At 61.4% G+C, this 18,376-nt stretch carries 17 protein-coding genes; 9 read left to right on the top strand and 8 right to left on the bottom strand.

The genetic code is table 11. The features are described 5' to 3' along the window. Positions 1-346: 346 nt before the first annotated feature. A complete protein-coding gene (locus AC1RQI_RS12400; protein ID WP_481905031.1) occupies positions 347-913 on the bottom strand; it encodes a hypothetical protein in 567 nt (188 codons plus the stop codon). Positions 914-1,120: 207 nt separating this feature from the next. Continuing rightward, positions 1,121-1,795: a hypothetical protein gene (locus tag AC1RQI_RS12395; protein WP_481905030.1), complete on the bottom strand. Its 675-nt coding sequence runs from the start codon at positions 1,793-1,795 to the stop codon at positions 1,121-1,123. A 125-nt stretch (positions 1,796-1,920) separates the two neighbouring features. Here AC1RQI_RS12395 and AC1RQI_RS12390 point away from each other — a divergent pair, with 125 nt between their 5' ends. The 3 genes from AC1RQI_RS12390 (at position 1,921) to proX (ending at position 5,191) form a co-directional block, all read left to right on the top strand. After that, positions 1,921-3,147 (top strand): quaternary amine ABC transporter ATP-binding protein, encoded by a 1,227-nt coding sequence (locus tag AC1RQI_RS12390; RefSeq protein ID WP_481905029.1) that lies wholly within the window; start codon positions 1,921-1,923, stop codon positions 3,145-3,147. A 10-nt stretch (positions 3,148-3,157) separates the two neighbouring features. Beyond that, entirely contained in the window at positions 3,158-4,060 is a 903-nt protein-coding gene (locus AC1RQI_RS12385) for an ABC transporter permease (RefSeq protein WP_481905028.1), read from the top strand. A 102-nt stretch (positions 4,061-4,162) separates the two neighbouring features. Continuing rightward, positions 4,163-5,191 carry a glycine betaine/L-proline ABC transporter substrate-binding protein ProX gene (gene proX, locus AC1RQI_RS12380; RefSeq protein ID WP_481905027.1) on the top strand — a complete coding sequence of 343 codons (1,029 nt, stop codon included), beginning with the start codon at positions 4,163-4,165 and terminating at the stop codon, positions 5,189-5,191. Positions 5,192-5,281: 90 nt separating this feature from the next. Here proX and AC1RQI_RS12375 read toward each other — a convergent pair whose 3' ends face one another. Beyond that, positions 5,282-7,270: a methyl-accepting chemotaxis protein gene (locus tag AC1RQI_RS12375; RefSeq protein ID WP_481905026.1), complete on the bottom strand. Its 1,989-nt coding sequence runs from the start codon at positions 7,268-7,270 to the stop codon at positions 5,282-5,284. Between the two features lie 252 nt (positions 7,271-7,522). On the opposite strand from AC1RQI_RS12375, the gene AC1RQI_RS12370 reads away from it, so the two are divergent. The 3 genes from AC1RQI_RS12370 to AC1RQI_RS12360 are packed head-to-tail and all read left to right on the top strand — an operon-like array spanning position 7,523 to position 10,071. Next, complete coding sequence (locus AC1RQI_RS12370; RefSeq protein WP_481905025.1) at positions 7,523-8,356, top strand: DUF2846 domain-containing protein; 834 nt, start codon at positions 7,523-7,525, stop codon at positions 8,354-8,356. 26 nt (positions 8,357-8,382) lie between these two features. After that, entirely contained in the window at positions 8,383-9,000 is a 618-nt protein-coding gene (locus AC1RQI_RS12365; protein ID WP_416632664.1) for a gamma-glutamylcyclotransferase, read from the top strand. A gap of 9 nt (positions 9,001-9,009) precedes the next feature. After that, on the top strand, positions 9,010-10,071 hold the full coding sequence (locus AC1RQI_RS12360) for a GGDEF domain-containing protein (protein ID WP_481905024.1): 1,062 nt from the start codon (positions 9,010-9,012) through the stop codon (positions 10,069-10,071). 10 nt (positions 10,072-10,081) lie between these two features. On the opposite strand, the gene AC1RQI_RS12355 is transcribed toward AC1RQI_RS12360, so the two are convergent. The 5 genes from AC1RQI_RS12355 to AC1RQI_RS12335 form a co-directional block, all read right to left on the bottom strand. Beyond that, the gene (locus AC1RQI_RS12355; RefSeq protein WP_481905023.1) at positions 10,082-11,635 is read right to left on the bottom strand and encodes an MBL fold metallo-hydrolase; all 1,554 of its coding nucleotides are present in this window, start codon (positions 11,633-11,635) and stop codon (positions 10,082-10,084) included. Positions 11,636-11,642: 7 nt separating this feature from the next. Next, complete coding sequence (locus tag AC1RQI_RS12350) at positions 11,643-12,605, bottom strand: NAD(P)-dependent alcohol dehydrogenase (protein WP_416632667.1); 963 nt, start codon at positions 12,603-12,605, stop codon at positions 11,643-11,645. 126 nt (positions 12,606-12,731) lie between these two features. Then, the gene (locus AC1RQI_RS12345; protein ID WP_481905022.1) at positions 12,732-14,336 is read right to left on the bottom strand and encodes an MFS transporter; all 1,605 of its coding nucleotides are present in this window, start codon (positions 14,334-14,336) and stop codon (positions 12,732-12,734) included. Between the two features lie 65 nt (positions 14,337-14,401). After that, positions 14,402-15,742: an MFS transporter gene (locus AC1RQI_RS12340; protein ID WP_481905021.1), complete on the bottom strand. Its 1,341-nt coding sequence runs from the start codon at positions 15,740-15,742 to the stop codon at positions 14,402-14,404. Positions 15,743-15,891: 149 nt separating this feature from the next. After that, positions 15,892-16,263: a SirB2 family protein gene (locus AC1RQI_RS12335; protein ID WP_481905020.1), complete on the bottom strand. Its 372-nt coding sequence runs from the start codon at positions 16,261-16,263 to the stop codon at positions 15,892-15,894. 42 nt (positions 16,264-16,305) lie between these two features. On the opposite strand from AC1RQI_RS12335, the gene AC1RQI_RS12330 reads away from it, so the two are divergent. From AC1RQI_RS12330 to AC1RQI_RS12320, 3 genes are read left to right on the top strand one after another with little or no spacing between them, the layout of a single operon-like run. Continuing rightward, on the top strand, positions 16,306-16,722 hold the full coding sequence (locus AC1RQI_RS12330) for a YbaN family protein (RefSeq protein ID WP_481905019.1): 417 nt from the start codon (positions 16,306-16,308) through the stop codon (positions 16,720-16,722). Next, entirely contained in the window at positions 16,715-17,893 is a 1,179-nt protein-coding gene (locus tag AC1RQI_RS12325) for an NnrS family protein (protein WP_481905018.1), read from the top strand. Before AC1RQI_RS12330 ends, AC1RQI_RS12325 begins: the two co-directional genes overlap by 8 nt. Continuing rightward, a complete protein-coding gene (locus AC1RQI_RS12320) occupies positions 17,893-18,372 on the top strand; it encodes an Rrf2 family transcriptional regulator (RefSeq protein WP_416632673.1) in 480 nt (159 codons plus the stop codon). The genes AC1RQI_RS12325 and AC1RQI_RS12320 overlap by 1 nt, the downstream gene beginning before the upstream one ends. The last annotated feature ends 4 nt before the right edge of the window (positions 18,373-18,376 follow it).

Below are 18,376 nucleotides of genomic sequence, written 5' to 3'. Positions count from 1 at the left end.
CATCCCGCAGGACCTGCTACCACCAGCCCAGCATTCACCGCTAACAAAGAACCGCCAGCAAAAACTGCTTTCCCGGCAAGGCCAGCGGACGCACCTCCTGCTCCAAATCCAGTCATCTGGACTGCGCTTTCGCGTAACCACTCCCCTCCTTCTTCCCGCGTCTGGGTTACCCCATAAACCCGCGAGCCAGCATCCAGGGCTACCGCTGTACGACCGAGATTGTTCAGGACTTTTGAAATCGAGGCCATCCTGCTCGCTTGAGTAAAATCCGCAACTTTGATCCTGGGATCAACCTTCCCAGACCGCGCGTCACGACTAGCCAGAGTTATCCCCCTCTCGGCGTTACTCAGGGCATTACCTCGATTTTTTGCGCGCAACGCCTCGGGGCAAAACGCTCCAACTCCAGCCGGTACTGGCTTTCCAGTTTCTGGAAAGCGATGCGCGCATTCTGCTTCATCTTATGGACTCGTGCTCCCATGCCAGGGCCGTGCGCGGATTTGACGCCCTTCCTTAACGCCAGGAGCGCCCTCTGGTATTCCGCCACAGCTTTCTGGAACTTATTGAGGCGCGCCGCAGCTACACCACTTCCAGAATCCACAAAATTGTTAATCATCTTCAGCTTGTCGGAATTCAGGTTCGCCTCGGCAAAAGCCGCTAAGGCGTGCAGATCCTCACCCATTTCACCGGCTCCACGAGCCAACGTGTCGCGCTTTTCCCGGGGAAGGCTATTCAGGTGGGCAACGATTCTTTTTGCCTGGGAGTCATCCAGATCCAGGGAATAGGCACGCGTTGGACGTATACGGTCATGTTTACCAACGCCATTGACGTGACAGAACATTTCCACGGCTTCCGGATCATCGCCGATGAGACCGTTGATGGTCGTCTGTCTACGGGCAAAGCGGATTTCAGGCATGAACTCTCTCCTTGAGTTTAAGTCAGGTTCCATCCTGTGTAGGACTTACTGTGTCAAGAAGGTTACCGTCGCCAAGACTACCTGTCCAGACCCCAACCGAATGTAACGCGTCACCATGAACGAAAAGGCCCGATTCGACGAACTCACACTGAGAACAGGTGTCTACCTGAACTGCGCCAGCGCATCCAGGCCCTGCTGGGCCCCGAGTCAGGCGCCTGACGTCACCACGGGGTAGCCCGGTTCGCCCCAGTCCGCCTCCGGGTGCGCCATCAGGATATCGATGATCACGGGCACCAGTTGGCCAAGAATGTTCGCGCCATCCTGGACCTGCTCCCGGTTCACGGAACTGTTCCAGGTGGAGCCGCCGTGCATCATCTGGTTGCGCAGCGTATAGAGCCTTGAGAACACCAGCCCCAGCACGCGGGCAGTGTCATCCGAACCCAGTGCCCGGGAAGCCGCCACCTTGGCGCGCTCGAACAGCCCCTGCCACTCCCCGCGGGGCCGGCGCCCGTTCTGGCAATCCCAGTACGGCTGGAACACGTACTGATTGTTCAACAGCATCTGGATGGCACTGGGAAAGGCCGTCCAGACCACTGCTGACAGGCGCTTGTCCGCATCCAGAGCAACCAGCCCTTCCAGGAACTCACGCAGTACCCTCTGCTCCGGCATGGGTTCCTCCAGGCGCATTTCCTGAGCGTAAGCGGCGTTGAACGCGATCCACAGGAAGATGAAACGCCCATCCTCGTCATCACACAGTTCCGCCCGCTGGAGCCAGCTCAGGGCGCGGTGGGCCCGCAGGTCCAGAGCGTCCGGAAGATGGCCACGAATGGCTCTGTGACGGCTTTTGAGCGCCTCAAAGGACTGCGGCACCGGCTCCCTCATATTTGACCTCTGATCTCAATACGTATAGGTTCGTACACCATGATCGGGCGGTTACGCACCAGTAATCCTTCCGCGCACCGCCTTCTGGATGTCTCTATCTAATCAGACCACGGGGTATTATTGCAGTGATACGGGCTGAAGGCGTCACCAAAGTATTCGGACCCAATCCGGAATCCGTGAAGCCTCTTCTGGACCAGGGCAAGTCCAAAGACGAAATCCAGGCTGAAACCGGCCACGTCGTCGGGGTCAACAACGCGAGCTTTGAGGTTGGCGCCGGGGAGGTCTTCTGCATCATGGGGCTCTCCGGAAGCGGCAAATCCACGCTCATCCGCTGCATCAACCGCCTCATCGAGCCCACCTTCGGTAAAATCATCCTCAACGATCCCAAGCACGGCGAACTGGACATCGCGGCGATGGACGCTGCCACCCTGCGGCGGGTCCGCGCTGAGCACCTGAGTATGGTGTTCCAGCATTTCGCCCTCTTCCCCCACCGGACCGTGCTCTCCAACGTGGTTTACGGGCTGGAAGTCCAGGGGCGCGACAAGGCGGAACGTGAGGAACTGGGCAAAAAGTTCCTGGAAATGGTTGGCCTTGGGGGATGGGAAAACCACTACCCGGACGAGCTATCCGGCGGCATGCAGCAGCGGGTGGGCCTGGCCCGGGCGGTGGCCACCGAGGGCAACATCCTGCTGATGGATGAGCCCTTCTCCGCGCTTGACCCCCTCATCAAGGTCCAGATGCAGGATGAACTGATGCGGATCCAGCAGGAACTGGGCCGCACCATCCTGTTCATCACCCACGACCTGGACGAGGCTATGCGCATCGGTGATCACATCGCCATCATGGATGCGGGCGAGATCGTACAGGTGGGTAACCCGGAAGAGATCCTGGTCAATCCCAAGACGGAGTACGTTGCCAAATTCGTGGAGCAGGCGGACCCGACCGGCGTCATCACGGCGGAAACGGTGGCCCTGCCGTTCAGCGAACGCTACTTCAGCACCCTGCGCGAGGAGGACGGGAACCAGGTCTGGCACCGCAGCGGCTACATCGACGTGGAGTTCCACGTAGACGCCGATGGCCGTCTCGCAAAAATGCGCTTCGAGGGCAACGACGTCAGCCTCCATGAACTGGAGGAGAAGATCGTTGAAAGCGAGGGCGTCCCGGAGCGCCACACGGACGCGGCCGTCTTCTGCACCACGGATACCGTCCTCAAACGGGTATTGCGCGGGCGTGCCTACTCCGAGCTTCCGGTTCTTGTTCAGGACACCGAAGGGCGCCTCAAGGGCATCATCGACGAGCCGGAGCTGATCCACGGCATTCTCGAGAAACACGGTTACGCACAGGACGACTGAGGCTTACATCATGAATGATCTGATCCCAATGCTCAGCGGTTCCCTGGGCAACCCGTTCGAACTGGTGGACCTGCCCATCGATGACTGGGTCACCCAATTTGTCGACTGGCTGGTGGCCACCTTCCGGGATTTCTTCCGGAGCTGGGTCAGCCCGCCGGTCAAGACGGTTATGGAATGGGTCCAGTGGGCGCTGACTTCCACGCCACCACTGGCCGTGCTCGCCGGTCTGTTCGTCATCGCCTGGCGTGCGGCCTCCTGGAAAGTGGGCGTCTTTGCCGTGGTCGCTTTCGCCTTCATCGGCTTCATGGGCGTTTGGGACGAGCTGATGACCACGCTCTCACTGGTCATTACCTCGGTGCTGTTCTGCCTGGTGATTGGGGTACCCATCGGGATCCTGTGCTCGCGCAAGGATCTGACTTACACCTTCGTGCGGCCGATACTCGACATCATGCAGACCACTCCACCGTTCGTTTACCTGGTGCCGGCGGTAATGCTGTTCAGCATCGGTAACGTGCCGGGGCTGGTCGCAACCATCATTTTTGCCATGCCGCCCACCATCCGACTCACCAACCTGGGGATCCGTCAGGTTCCAGGCCAGTATACGGAAGCGGCAACCGCCTTCGGCTCCACGCCAAGCCAGATCCTGTGGAAGATCCAGGTCCCCCTGGCCATGCCCACCATCATGGCCGGGCTCAACCAGACCATCATGCTGGCGCTGTCGATGGTGGTCATCGCGGCCATCATTGGTGCCGGCGGCCTGGGGCTGCTGGTTTTCCAGGGGCTGAACCGGCTTGATATCGGCCAGGCCTTTGTCGGCGGACTGGGCATCGTCCTGCTGGCCATGGTGCTTGACCGGATCACGCAGGGGCTTGGTGAAAAGGCGCCGGGCAACCGGGCCCAGAATGGGGACTGACATCCATCTGTGAAGTGCGGGTACCGGCGTCGCCGGTACCCGTGGGACGACACAGCTCACAACGACGTGAGTCCAATAAGAGCAAATACGGAGGAACGTATTATGAAACGTCTGAAATCCATTTCGCTGAAAGCGCTGGCACTGGCCTTTGTGGGCTCTCTGGCGGTCAGTGCCCAGGCCGACGACCACAAATCCATGCCCGGTGAGGGCGTAACCGTCCAGCCGGCTGTCGCTACATGGACCTCAGCAGTCCCGGTAAGCTGGGTCTATAGGGAACTGCTGGGCGAACTGGGCTATAATGTCGAGGATCCGATCTCGCTCCAGAACCCTGTGGCCTACCTGGCCATGAAGGAAGGCGACGTGGACTACTGGCCGAACGGCTGGTTCCCGCTCCACAACCCGCAGCTGCCCGACAACTTTGACAAGCACGGGACCATCTTCGATCCGCTGTGCAAGGGCTGCGGTATTCAGGGCTACCTGGTCAACAAGGAAGCCGTGAAGAAGTATGACATCGAAGGCATCATGGACATCGTGAACAACGACAAAGCCCGCAAAGCCTTCGACCACGACGGCGATGGCAAGGTTGAGCTCTACGGCTGCCCGCCCGGCTGGGGCTGCCACGAAGGCATCAACGCCATGATCGACAAGTTTGATCTGGGCGACCGCATTGACCACGTGGATGCCGGCTATTCCGCCAACTTCACGGAAGCCATGTCCCAGATCGAGCAGGGCAATCCAACCCTCTACATGACCTGGGGCCCCAGCGCGTGGATCCTGAAGCTGGTTCCGGGTGAGGACGTGATGTGGGTCAACGCGCCCGGCATCCTCGAGAGCGAGAACGAAAAGGCATCCGGCATCAGTGGCGCCGTGACCGATCCCATCCAGATGGGCTTCGTAGCAGCTGACATCCAGGTGGCGGCCAACAACAAGTTCCTCAAGGAGAACCCGGCGGCTGAAGAGCTGTTCCGCCAGGCAGAGGTTCCGCTGAAGTGGATCAGCCAGGTGGACAGCAAGATGAGCGAGAAGGATCTGGATGACGAAGAAGTCCAGCCTCTCGCCGCTCAGTGGATCGAGGACAATCGTGAGAAGGTCGACAAGTGGCTGAAGGCGGCGCGCGAAGCGGCCAAGTAAGCTGGTAGCGATCCTCGCGGATCGGAACAGGGGGCTCTACGGAGCCCCCTTTTTTTGTGCCCTTTTTCAACGCGATGGCCCGCCTCTGGCTCACTCCTTGCGGAAACGGCTGACAATCTCATTCAGGTCATTGCTCATCTTCGCCAGTTGGGTGGCTGTTTCATTCACGCTGGCCACATCCTGACTCAGATCATCAATGGCCTCGCTGGTTCGAGTCACATTCTGGGTTGTATCCTCGGCCGTTGCCCGCTGCTGCTCGGTGGCACTGGCAATCTGGTTGGCCATTCCGGTGATCCGCTCCACGGCCCCGGCAATCCCTTCCAGTGCTTCACCCGCCTGACTGGCCTGGTCACGGGTTTCATTCGCCGAGCTCTGGGACTGCTGCATCACCGTCACCGTACTCTGTGCGCCGTTCTGCAGTTTCCCCACAATGGTCTCAATCTCACCGGTGGACTCCTGAACCCGTTTGGCCAGGTTGCGCACCTCATCCGCCACCACCGCGAACCCACGGCCCGCCTCGCCCGCTCGGGCCGCCTCAATGGCGGCGTTGAGCGCCAGCAGGTTGGTCTGCTCCGCGACGCTGCGGATCACATCCAGGACCCTTCCAATCTCTTCGGAATCCTGGTTAAGCTGATTGACGGTCTCGCCAGCGTTATTCAACTGCTGCACGAGCTGCTCCACCGACTGGATGGTATGGTTTACCGTTTCCTGGCCGTTCGAGGCCGTCCCCGCCACCGTGTTGGACTCCTCAGCGGCCTCGGCGGTGTTTTTGGCGATATCCTGGGCCGTGGAGACCATTTCTTCCATGGCTACCGATACCTGCTGGATCTGGTCCCGCTGTTGGGACGAACGCTGCTCGGTGCGGTCCGTGATGGTATTGAGTTCGCTGGATTGGGTCGCCAGCGTATTGGCCGAACGCACCACCCGGGAAATGGTGTCCTCCAGTGTGGCCAGGAATTCATTCACGGCCGCGATGAAGTCACCCACTTCATCATTGCGGGCTGGCGTGAGCCGGGTTCCAAGGTAGCCATGGCCGCTGGCGATGTCACTGAGATAGCGCCGGATCTCCTGGCGTGCCCTTACGATGGGGGTTGTCACCATGCGGCCGATCAGCAGGGCCACGGCAATGCCCAGCACCAGCGAAGCCCCAAACGCCCAGTAGATCATGGTGGTGGCGGAATCACTTTCCTGATCCGCCTGCTCAACCAGGTCATCCATGGCCTTGGAGACGGTTGCCTCCAGATCCCGGGACCTTTCGGAAATCGCCGGGCCAAGCTTGTTCAGTGTCCCGGCACTCGCCCGCTGAGCCCGCTCCACGTTGTCCGACAGCGACCGGGCCGCCTCGCTGTAATCCGATATGCCTGAAAGCGCCTCATCCATCAGGCCGCCCAACTCCCCGGGCAACTTCTGCAATGCCGGCTTATTGTCGAGAAAGTCGTTCAGTTCGGAAAGTGATTCATTGATGCGTTGATTGGCGGCATCATCGCGCTCAGCCAGATAACGCTGTGTATCGAGGCGGACACGGTTGAACCGCTCGGACAGGGCCATGATGACCCGGACCAGTTCGGCCTGGCCGTCCCCGGCGGCTATTTCCGCAACCTCATTGAGTTCACTGCTGACCTCCGGCCCCTCGACATTGAGCACATCGCGCAGCAGGCGGTCATTGGCCTTGAACGCCGGGACGACGTCGTTATTAAACGCGTTGTTGTACTTGTTCAGCCGTTGCCGGATACCGTCAATGAGCGCCTGCTGTTCCTCCGTATGCATCCCGTCTTCCGCCGCATCCAGGGCTTCCTTCAGCGAGGCCACGTGCTCGCGATACGACTCATGAACACCTGACTGTGGGTCCGCCGTATAGCGCAGTTCCCGCAATCGCACCCGGTACATTTCGCTGAGGATGTCCACTGCCAGCTGTGTTTCCGGAGCCAGCTCCTGGCTGACGGTATCCAATCGCTCATCCAGCAGGCTGAACCGCTGGGAGGAAAGAAGGGTGACCGCCGCGAACAGCAACAGGATCAGGACAGGGGCAGCCAGAACCTTGCCGCGGACACCAAGACGCTCTTCAATACCGTTCCCCATAACCCTTACCCTTGCGTTCAAAAAATGCCCAGGTGACCCTTCCAAAACCATAGATGGCGCATCGCCTTCACGCCACTGCGGCAAGCGCCTGAGACCGATCAGCCTTCGTCAAACCAATACAAGCAAAAATGGCGCCATTCGATGGGGAAAAGCCAGACGGGTTTCTCGCCATCACTTGCGCTAGCTCTCAGATCCAGGTGGCAAGCGGGTGATAGGGTTGGTCCTGGCATACAGACCACCGCGAGTAAACGCATGGGAATGAACAACCCCGTCCGCATCCTCCTTTTGCTGATCCTGCTTCCGGCTCTTGGCGGCTGCGCGATCCAGCAGTCCATAGGCCATGATGCCGGCGCCTTCCTGCGAGACGTGGAAGGGGACCGCTTCCGCCCGGTTCCCAAACACCGCTGGGACAGCAACAATCACGCCCTGCTTTACCTGTACCGGCCGCAATCGGACTGGGGGGACGCGGAACTCATGGCCCCAAGCTTCTATGTGGACGGCCACCATTACGTGAACCTGCGCAGTGGCGGCTACACCTGGCTGGAAATTCTCCCCGGCACCCGTGAGCTGGACATGCACCGCCCCTTCATGGGCATCGAAGGCGTGGGCTCACCCTTTTCCCACATTCTGGATGCCGAGCTGACGATGAAAGCCGGCGAAATCTATTTCCTGCGCTACTCCGAGGTCAGCGAACCCGACTCCCTGGACCCACGCCTGCCGGCCGACCACCCCCTGAGCCGTGGTGCCGCGCGCCTTGTCGCCCAGGAATCCGCGATGGAAGAGCTGCGCCAGACCCGCTTCATGCAAAGCGTACTGCTGGCCACCAACCATGCCGGCACCTCCATTGTGGCGGATAATCGCGAGGCGGATTACCAGCGCCGGCGCCAGGCCCTTCTGGAAGAGCGCCGGAAAGAGATCGAGCGGATGAAACAGCAAGGCGACTACAGACACGCCCCCTGGTACTGGCCCTGGGGCGGAGGCCCTACCCGCCCGCTGGAAGCGGATCGCAAGCTCAAGCAACTTGAGCAGCAGCGGCAACAGCAACTGGCCTCACAGGACAAAGGGCACTGGTGGTGGCCGTTTTGAACCCAGTCCCGTAGGATGGCGAAGTTATGAGTGCCAATACGATTGCCATCAACCGAAACAAGGATCAGCTGCCAACCAGCGAGCGTCCGGTCTGGCTCTTCGGTTACGGCTCCCTGATCTACAAGGCCGGCTTTGAGTACCTCGAGACCCGTACCGCGACCATCCAGGGCTGGAAGCGCCGCTTCTGGCAGGGCTCCCATGACCACCGCGGAACCCCGCAATCGCCAGGACGTGTCGCCACCCTGGTTGCGGACGAACAGGCCAGTTGCACCGGGCTTGCTTACCGGGTCAAACCGGCTGTTTTTGATCAACTGGACGTGCGTGAGAAGAACGGCTACCTGCGGCTGGTGCGCCCCCTCATGCTGGCAGACGGTGGCGAGGTTGACGGCCTGGTCTACATCGCCACCGAAGACAACGCCGCGTGGCTGGGTCCGGCGCCGGAGTCCGACATAGCACGGCATGTGGCGGTCTCCGAGGGACCCAGCGGGGCCAACAGCGACTATGTCCTTGAACTGGCCCGGGCGTTGCGCGAGCTGGAAGTGCACGACCCTCACGTATTTGCCATTGAACATCATTTGACGGCGTTACTTGATGGGGACCATAAGCGGTCCTACAGTAAGGCCCACTCCCCAGAGACCCAATGAGTCAATGCTGTGGCCGTTAACGCGAACAATAAGTCGGTCCGGGCCCCTCTGCTAGCAACGCCCAACGTCGCGATTGCCTTCAGAAGGCTGCGCACCGACTTCCAGCTGTCGATCATCACCCTGCTCGGCGCCGCGGCGCTGTTTGGCATCATTCCCTTTGCCGTCTACCGGTTCATGGAAGCCAACTACGTGGCCGGCGTTGCCGATTCCCTGATTTCCTTCGGCATCATCATCAGTGTCATCTATGCCTGGATTACCGGCGATACGGAGCGGACCGGCTTTGTCCTGGCCGTTTTCTGCTGTGCGGCAGGCGCCCTCATAGGCTCCATTCTGCCGCAAGTGGGCCACCTCTGGAGCTACCCCATACTGGTGGCAAGCTTTTTCCTGACGCGCCCGGTCATCGCCATCTCACTGAATACCGCCATGGTTGTGGCCATCATGATCTACGGCACGTCCCTGGCCTCCGGGGAAAGCTTCTGGGCGTACTTTGCCACGGCCACGGTTGTCAGCGCCTGCGCCTTCATCTTTGCCATCCGCAACCAGCAGCAACGCCGGGAAATGGCGGTGCTGGCCCGGCGCGACCCGCTCACCGGCGTCCGCAACCGCCGATCCATGGACGATGCCCTGCAACTGGCAGTATCCACGGCCAGCCGTACCGCAACCCCCTATGCGCTGGTCATGCTGGACCTGGACCATTTCAAGGCCATCAACGACGAGCATGGCCACGGCCTGGGCGATGACATCCTGGTGAACCTCGCGCGCATGGTGGAACGCAATACCCGCCAGAGCGACCAGTTGTTCCGCTTCGGCGGCGAAGAGTTCGTATTGCTGATGCCCGGCGTTGACCACACGGGCATGAAGGCAGTGGTTCACGGATTACGCCAAAAGATCCGCTCCACCCTCAGAAGCCCGGACGGCCCTGTGACGGCCTCGTTTGGCGCGGCCCACCTGCACCCCAACGAAAGCTGGGAACACTGGCTGAAGCGCACGGATGATGCGCTCTATCAGGCCAAGGAGAGCGGCCGGGACTGTGTCTTGATCGCCGACGATCCGGAAAGCGACACCGACTGAGGCAGCGGGCTCACCCCACCAGCCAAACCCGTTTACCAGCACGCGCCATACGGCCCTCATCCGCCAGTTTCTGAAGGTGAGCTTCCATGGAGCGCGCGGCCACGGGGTGCATGGCTGCCGGAACATCCGCGTAGACCCGCTCCAGAAGCGCATCCGTATCCAGGCCTTGCGGTGCCTGCGTCAGACAGCTCAGGACCTTGTGCTCACGCAGATGACGATGGGTGATGAGGTAATCGAAAACCGCCTGGGGTTCAGCCATAAGCTGACCGTGGCCCGGCAGCACATGGGCTATAGGCTCCGCCAACAAACGCTCCAGTGTTACCAGATAGTCCCCCAGGTCGCCGTCCGGCGGATCAATGACCACGGTGGAGGACTGCATGACCAGATCCCCGGCCAGTAGCACACGATCCGGTTCCCAGAGAAACGCCAGATGATTCACCGCATGCCCCGGTGTGTGCAGCACCCGCAGCCCTGGCGCAAGGTACTCGCCATCCTCCGGTTCATGGTCCGGCTCAAGGTCATAATCATGATGCGCGAGGCCACCAGCGGGACGCTGGAAAACAAGCTGGGCACGGGTACGCGCCCTCAAGCGGTGGCTGGCCGGCGAATGGTCCAGATGAGTATGGGTGAGCAGAATGCGATCGACCCGACCGCCAGCGGCGGCCAGAACCGCCTCCACATGGCGCTCGTCATCCGGTCCCGGGTCGACCACCAGCACCTGCCCGCCAACACGCAGAATATAGGTATTGGTACCCGGCCCGGTCATCGTGCCGGGATTGGGCGCCGTCAGGCGGGTTATGGCCGGCGTCAGGGGCACTGGCTCGCCCGGCTCGATGCGCCCGGTTGTTGCCCCTCGCCCTTGCGGGTCCAGAAACCGGGCTTCGTCATAGCCGGGGTCACCGGCGGCCACAAGACCATCACCCACCGGCCAGGGCTCGGTCGGCGCCTCATAAGGGGCTGACCCGGCCAGCGATGCGATGAGATCCGCAACACAACGGAAGCCCCGGAGCTGGCGCAGCATCCCCAGGGTTGGGGACACCATCAGGCGCTCCCCGCGTGCATGGTCCGCCAGGGCCTGTTCCGGCGTCAGCCAGCAAGCCGCCACCGTCTCGGCGCCATCAGGCCAGGCATCCTGGCCCGCTGGCACCGGGGCCAGGAAGAACCGGGTATCAAAACGCCGTGGCGGCCCCGGGGGTGTGAGCCAGCGGCCCAGATACACAAGCCCGTCCGTAGCGGGCGCCAGCCCCCTGGCATGGCAGTAATCCGCCAGTGACACTTGCGCTTCATCGAGCCGCTGGCGCTCAGCCTTTTCAGACACCGTGTGAGTGATCAAACCACCCAGCGAGCCCCGGACCACGAGCACACCAGCCTCCTCAAAGCACTCACGAAGCGCCGCAGTGCGGTCCACCGGCGCCTCGTCCAGCGTCCCAGCCGCCCCGCCAGGAAACACGTCGAACCCTGGCAGGAAGACCGCCTCATGGGTGCGCCGCATCAGAAGGACCTCCGGGCCGGTGGCACCATCACGTGCCAATACCAGCGTTGACGCCTCACGAACCTCGGTCATGATCCTCTCAGCAAGACGCCTCCATCACCACCTTGCCCCGGGTATGGCGGGTCTCGATGTGACGGTGGGCTTCTTCGGCATGGTAAAACGGGTACACTTCATCAACATGAACGCGGAGCCTGCCCTCTTCCACCCACTGGCGCAACACGTCCAGATCCGCCCGGTTCGAGTGCACGACCACCAGCCGGCTGCGCTTCTGAACACCAACCCGGGCCAGGCCTTCGGCGGGCAGGCTGCGCGCACCGGGAATCGTACTCACATAACGCCCACCCCGGGTCAGGCTGTCGCTGAAATCACGGGCCCGGTAATTGCCGAAGACATCGAATACCGCATCAAAGGGTCCGGGGATGGCGGGCGCCGGTGTCTGCTGATAATCCACCGCCTCGTTGGCCCCCAGTTCAGTCACGAATTTCAGGTTCCGTTCACTGCACACGGCGGTGACATGACAGCCAAGATTGCGCGCGATCTGTACCGCGAAATGACCCACGCCGCCACTAGCCCCATTGATCAGAACCCGGTGACCCGGCTGCACTCCGGCGCAATCACGCAGTGCCTGCAAGGCGGTCAAGCCGGCCAAGGGTATGGCCGCCGCGTCGCTAAAGGCCAGCCCTGACGGACAGGGCGCTACCTCGTCGGCTTCAAGCACAGCGTATTCCGCATGCACGCCTCCATGGAATCGGTTGCTCATGCCGAAAACCGGCTGGCCCACCACAAGGCCACGAACCTGGTCACCCACCCGGGTGATCACACCGGCCATGTCGAGACCACTGATCCGTGGGAGTGGTTCGCGGTCGAGAAATCCCAGGAAGGAACGGAACGTGCCCTTGCGCAACAGGATATCCTTGGGGTTGAGTGCGCCGGCGCGCACTTTCACCTGGACCTGCCCGGGGCCAACGGTGGGCTCCGGCCAGTCATCCACCCATTCCAGCACGTTGGGTTGTCCAAAAGCCCGGTAAACAATGGCTTTCATGGCGATTCTCCCTGTCCATCGGCGAGGGGTTTGACGCCATTGTAGTCACGAACCGGCGGATTGTCCTTGCAACGATACAGGGCCGTGTGACAAGACACGACCCTGCGCACACTCTTTACCTGGCGGTTAGGGGTTGCGGAAATCGGCTTTCGGACCGAGGTAATACCACCAGTTCACTACCATGCAGACGGCGTAGAAAGCGGCGAAGGCATAGAGCGCGTTTTCCGGGGTAGCCGCCTTGATCTGTTCGCCAAACACCTTGGGAATGATAAAGGCGCCATAGGCGGCAACAGCCGAGGTCCAGCCCAGGACCGGCCCAGCCTGCTCGGTGTTGAAGACCTTGGCAATCGTACGGAAGGTGGACCCATTACCAATGCCGGTAGCCGCGAACAGCACCAGGAACAGCAGCAGGAAGGGGACGAAGAAGTCCTGCGGTGTCTGGGACGCATAAGCCTGCTGCATGTAGTAGGCCACGCCCAGTGAGCTGACGATCATCACTACGGCCACGATGCCGGTAACCAGGGCTCCCCCAACCTTGTCCGCAATCCACCCGCCGACCGGACGGATCAGGGCCCCGATGAATGGCCCCATCCAGGCCCACATCAGCGCCGAGGGACCGGCCGGGTTCGGCGTGTCATGGGTCATCACGCCATCCACCATGATGTGCTGATAGCCGAAGATCACCTTGATGGCGAGACCAAAGCCGGCGGAAAAACCAATGAAGCTGCCAAAGGTCATGGTGTAGATCAGGCTCATCACCCAGGTGTGCTTATTGGAGAAGATCCTGAACTGGCGCTGCAGATTCGGCTTGATCTCACCCGGGATCAGCTTCAGGAGCATAACGGTAGCGAACAGGATGCCCGCGATGACAGGCCACTTGACCCAATCCGGCGTCCCCAGCCCAACCGGCTGCGGCAGGATGATGTAGAGGCCAACGGCGGCAGTGAAAAAGCCGATGAGCAGCATCCCCGTCATCTTGCCAAAGGCACTGAGGGGGCTGCCGATGTTGGGCGATACGCCTTCCGTGCGGATATTGTCCATGCCGAACCAGCCGGCGAATGCCAGCGGGATCAGGAACAGCAACCAGACATAGCCCGCATTGTGGATATAGGTCTCACTGCCGGCGGGAATCTTGCCGATCAGCGTCCCAGAACCGTTTTCCAGAACCATCGGCGCGCCGCCGAAGACACCAATGGTCATGAACAGCGGCACCAGGATCTGCATGGTGGTCACACCGGCATTCCCCAGCCCGGCGTTAAGCCCCAGCGCCAGCCCCTGCTTGCTCTTGGGGAAGAAGAAGCTGATGTTGGACATGGAAGAGGCGAAGTTGCCACCGCCAATACCGGAAAGAAACGCCAACAGCTGGAAGATCCAGAGAGGCGTTTCCTTACTCTGCAGAGCCAGCCCCGTACCGAAAGCGGGAATCATGAGCAGGGCGGTGGTGAAGAAAATGGTGTTGCGACCACCCGCAATGCGGATGAAGAAACTGCTCGGGATACGCAGCGTGGCCCCTGTGAGCCCGGCTATCGCGGTCAGTGTAAACAGCTCGTCCTTGGGAATCGGGAAGCCCAGGTTGTCCATCTGGACGGTAATAATGCCCCAGTAAAGCCAGACCGCGAACCCGCACAGCAGACTCGGTATGGAAATCCAGAGATTGCGGTTGGCGATTGTCTTACCCTTCGACTCCCAGAAGTCAGGGTCTTCAACATCCCACTTATAGAGATCACCCATGATAAGGCTCCGGGTTAATGTGAATGGATTGGCGTGGGCGGGAGGCTGGCCCTCCCGCCAGTGTTTCAGCGTGTCTCGGCCTTGCCCTCATGCCCGTAGTCAGGCTGGATCTCGGGAAGATCAAAGGCGCTTGCGGTGTCGCCGCGCTCCGAATGGCGGCGCTGCTCCATCCGCACGATGGCGCCATGCATCCACAGCAGCGAAACCAGCACCAGCAGGAACAGCAGCATGAAGCAGCTGGTCCAGACCCCGAGCAGGTCATTCAGGCCGCCAAACATGATGGGCAGGAAGAAGCCGCCAAGCCCGCCGATCATGCCGACAAGGCCACCGACCGAGCCCACATGGTCGGGGTAATAGACCGGGATATGCTTGTAGACCGCCGCCTTGCCGAGAGACATGACAAAGCCCAGGGCAATGGTCAGCACCACGAAGAGGGTCAGCGGTATGCCAAAGGCGAACTCGATCGTGCCATCAATGCCCTGAACGATGTAGCGGGTCTGCGGGTAGCTCAGAACGAACAGGCACAGCAGCGACACGCCATAGGTCAGGTACATCACCGTGCGCGCGCCCATGCGGTCGGACATCCAGCCCCCGAGGGCCCTGAAAACCGACGCTGGCAGGGCATAGAGGGCAGCGAGCATGCCGGCCTGTTCCAGACCCAGGTCGTAGACATTGACGTAGTAGTTGGGCAGCCAGGAGGCGAGCGCCACAAAGGCGCCAAAGACAAAGAAGTAGTACAGCGAAAAGCGCCAGACCTGAAGGTTTTTCAGCGGTGCCAGCTGTTGCTTGACCGGGGTGGGCTGGGCGCCTTCTTCTCTGCGGCGCTTGAGGCGCGGGTCATTCTCGGTCATGAACCAGAAAACGACGGCCATGGCAGCGAGAACGACGGCGTAGACCTGAGCGGTCATTTCCCAGCCAAGCGCAACGACGAGAAAGGGAGCCCCGAAGTTGGTGACAGCGGCACCCACGTTACCCGCCCCGAAAACACCGAGGGCTGTTCCCTGGTGCGTTTTGTCATACCACTCAGAGGTATAGGCAATGCCGACGATGAAAGACCCGCCGGCCAGACCGATACCCAGGGCCGCAACCAGGAAAAGACCGTAGGTTGTGACAGTGGAAAGAAGGAAAACCGCCACGGACGTGGCCAGCATCAGGATGGTGAAAACCAGCCGACCCCCGAAGCGTTCGGTCCACATGCCAAGGAAGATCCGGCTGATCGACCCCGTCAGAACCGGCGTCGCCACCAGGATCCCGAACTGCGTATCCGACAGCCCCAGGTCCTGCTTGATCTTGACCCCGATCACGGAAAAGATTGTCCAGACCGCGAAACAGACAGTAAAAGCCAGTGTGGAAAAAGCGAGCGCCTTATGGGCTCGCGGTGGATCGTATTCGTGTTCGCTCAGCATCGTTAGCTCCTATTCCGGTCAGCGGCCACAGGGCGTTTTGCGACCCTATGGCACAGATTAACCAGAAAGGAACCTTTTACATACAGGTTTATTTCCAAATAATCAGTAACCTCCCCACATAGGGGTAGAAGCGGAAAAATTGAGGTATCTCAAAACGGCTTCCACAGGGCCAACACAAAGATAACCCCCAACTGAAACAGGGCTGTCAGAGCCGCCGCCGTCCTCCAGGCCGGCGAACGGCCACGGTCCAGGGCCCACTTGCCAGCCAGGATGTAACCAACCAGAAGGATCACCTTGGCGGTCAGCCAATGGTGAACGAACGGCAACCAGCCCGTGATTGCCAGGAGTCCAAAAGCGGCGGCCAACAGGACGGTATCGTTCGCATGGGGGATCCAGCGCAGGGGGGTCTCACGCCACCCTGGCCGGCCCATAGCGTCCAGCCCCAGACGCAGCAGCATCAGCCCGGCCGTCAGACAGGCCGTCAGCATGTGCACGCCCTTGATGATGTGATAGAACTCCATTGTCGACTCCCGTCACTAAGATTTATTAAAAATATATCTTAAATGGGTTACACTGTGGCTGTCATGCAGTATGGCAGCAGCGCGATGACGGACTGGCTCATGCTCATTAAAGCGTTCTGGCGCGCGCTCGCTGGCGCAGCGGTGCTCCTTGGTGCCCTGGGCGTGGCCCTGCCCGGGCTGCCCACGGTGCCCTTCCTTCTGGTCGCCGCCTGGGCCGGGAGCCATGGCTGGCCGGAGCTCGAGCAACGCCTGCTGGCGCATCCGCACTACGGGCCCGCCATCCGGGCCTGGCGGGAGCACCGTGCCATACCCAAACGGGCGAAATGGGGAGCCTCGGTACTGATCGCCATCAGCGTGCTCATGCTGGTGATCTCGCCAGTGCCGCAACTGCTGCGCTGGCTGCTGCCCCCGTTACTGCTGTGCGTCACAATCTGGCTCTGGAGTCGACCCGATGGCTGAAACCCCCAATACACCACCCCGCCTTTCCCCTGTCACGCTGTTCAATTACCCCTTCCGGATTTTCTTCCTGTCGCTGGCGGTGCAGGCGGTACTGATTGTTCCGCTCTGGGTCGGGGCCGTTACGGGGCGCCTTGAATTGCCGCTGGCCCTGCCGGCACTGGCCTGGCACCAGCACGAAATGCTCTTTGCCTGGCTGCAGGCCGCCATTGCCGGCTTCCTTCTGACAGCCGTCTGTGTCTGGACGGGCACCACCCGCACCCATGGTTGGCCACTGGCCGGGCTCTGGAGCGTGTGGCTACTGGGCCGGCTCCTGATGACCCTGGGAGAATCCCTGCCTGAATGGCTGGTCATCGGCGTTAACCTCCTGTTCCTGCCCCTGGTGGCCCTGGATGCCGGGCGGCGCGTATGGCAGGCACGCCAGCCGCGCCAGATCCCGATCCTGCTGGTGCTGCTGGGCCTCTGGCTGATGCAGGCGGTGTTCCTCATCACCGGCAGCGGCACCGCCCTGGACGGCGCACTGCTGATGGCCATAACCATGATGCTGATCATCGGTGGCCGCATCACGCCCAACTTCTCCAAGGGGTGGCTGCGCACCCGGGGCTACGACACCGATGACATCGCGACCCTTCCCTGGCTGGAGAAGGCGGTTCTGGCCATCATGGCCTTGACGTTCGTGAGCGTTCTGATGCTACCGGATCCTGTGACAGGAGTGCTTGCCCTGGTGGCCGGGGCACTGGTACTGGCCCGGATCCTGTTGTGGCGCGGGTGGCGGGTAGCCCGGGACCCGCTCCTGTGGATCCTGCACCTGTCACTGCTGTGGATTCCCGTGGGGCTCTGGCTGCTGGCCGCCAGTCGCCTCGGGGATGCTCCCGAGACGGTCTGGGTTCACGCCACTGGCCTCGGCGCCATGGGCGGATTGATCCTGGGTGTGATCAGTCGGGTGGTTCTGGGTCATACGGGACGCACACTGACGCTGCCTAGCGGCATGGTCACAGCCTTCGTGATGATCCATCTGGGCGCCCTGCTGCGGGTTGTTACCGGCGCCGGAGGCATGGCCTGGCAGACCGGCATCAGTGTGAGCGCACTTCTGTGGATGATCGCCTTCGGGCTCTTCCTCGTCCGTTATACCGGCATCCTGCTGCGGCCGCGGGTCGACGGGAGGCCAGGCTGATGCGACTCACCAGCCACACTGACTATGCGGTGCGCATGCTCATCTTCCTGGCCCTGCGTGAAGGGCAGCTGGGCACCATCCGCGAGGTGGCCAGCGCCTACGCCATCTCCCGCAACCACCTGATGAAGGTGGCCCATGAACTCCAGGGCCACGGCTACCTGAGGACCCTACGGGGCAAGGGCGGCGGCCTGCGCCTGGCACTGCCCCCGGAGCAGATCAGGCTGGGCGACCTGGTCCGGACCATGGAGCCGGACCTGAAGATGGCGGAATGCTTCGGGTGTGACAACCAGTGCGTGATCACGCCCAGCTGCCAGCTGAAGTTCGTTCTGGATGAAGCGTTGGGGAATTTCCTGAAGGTTCTGGACGGTTACAGCCTGGCCGACGTGACCTCACCACGGGCCCACAAGCTGCGCGAGCACCTGGCCCTGAGCCTCGAAGGCGAGCCCACTCCGGCTCTCAAGGACGCTTCTGATGCCTGACAGG

The organism is Salicola sp. AFF1, from assembly GCF_056783195.1.
Note: the sequence above shows the minus strand (reverse complement) of the source record. Positions and strands in the feature narration are given on the sequence as shown.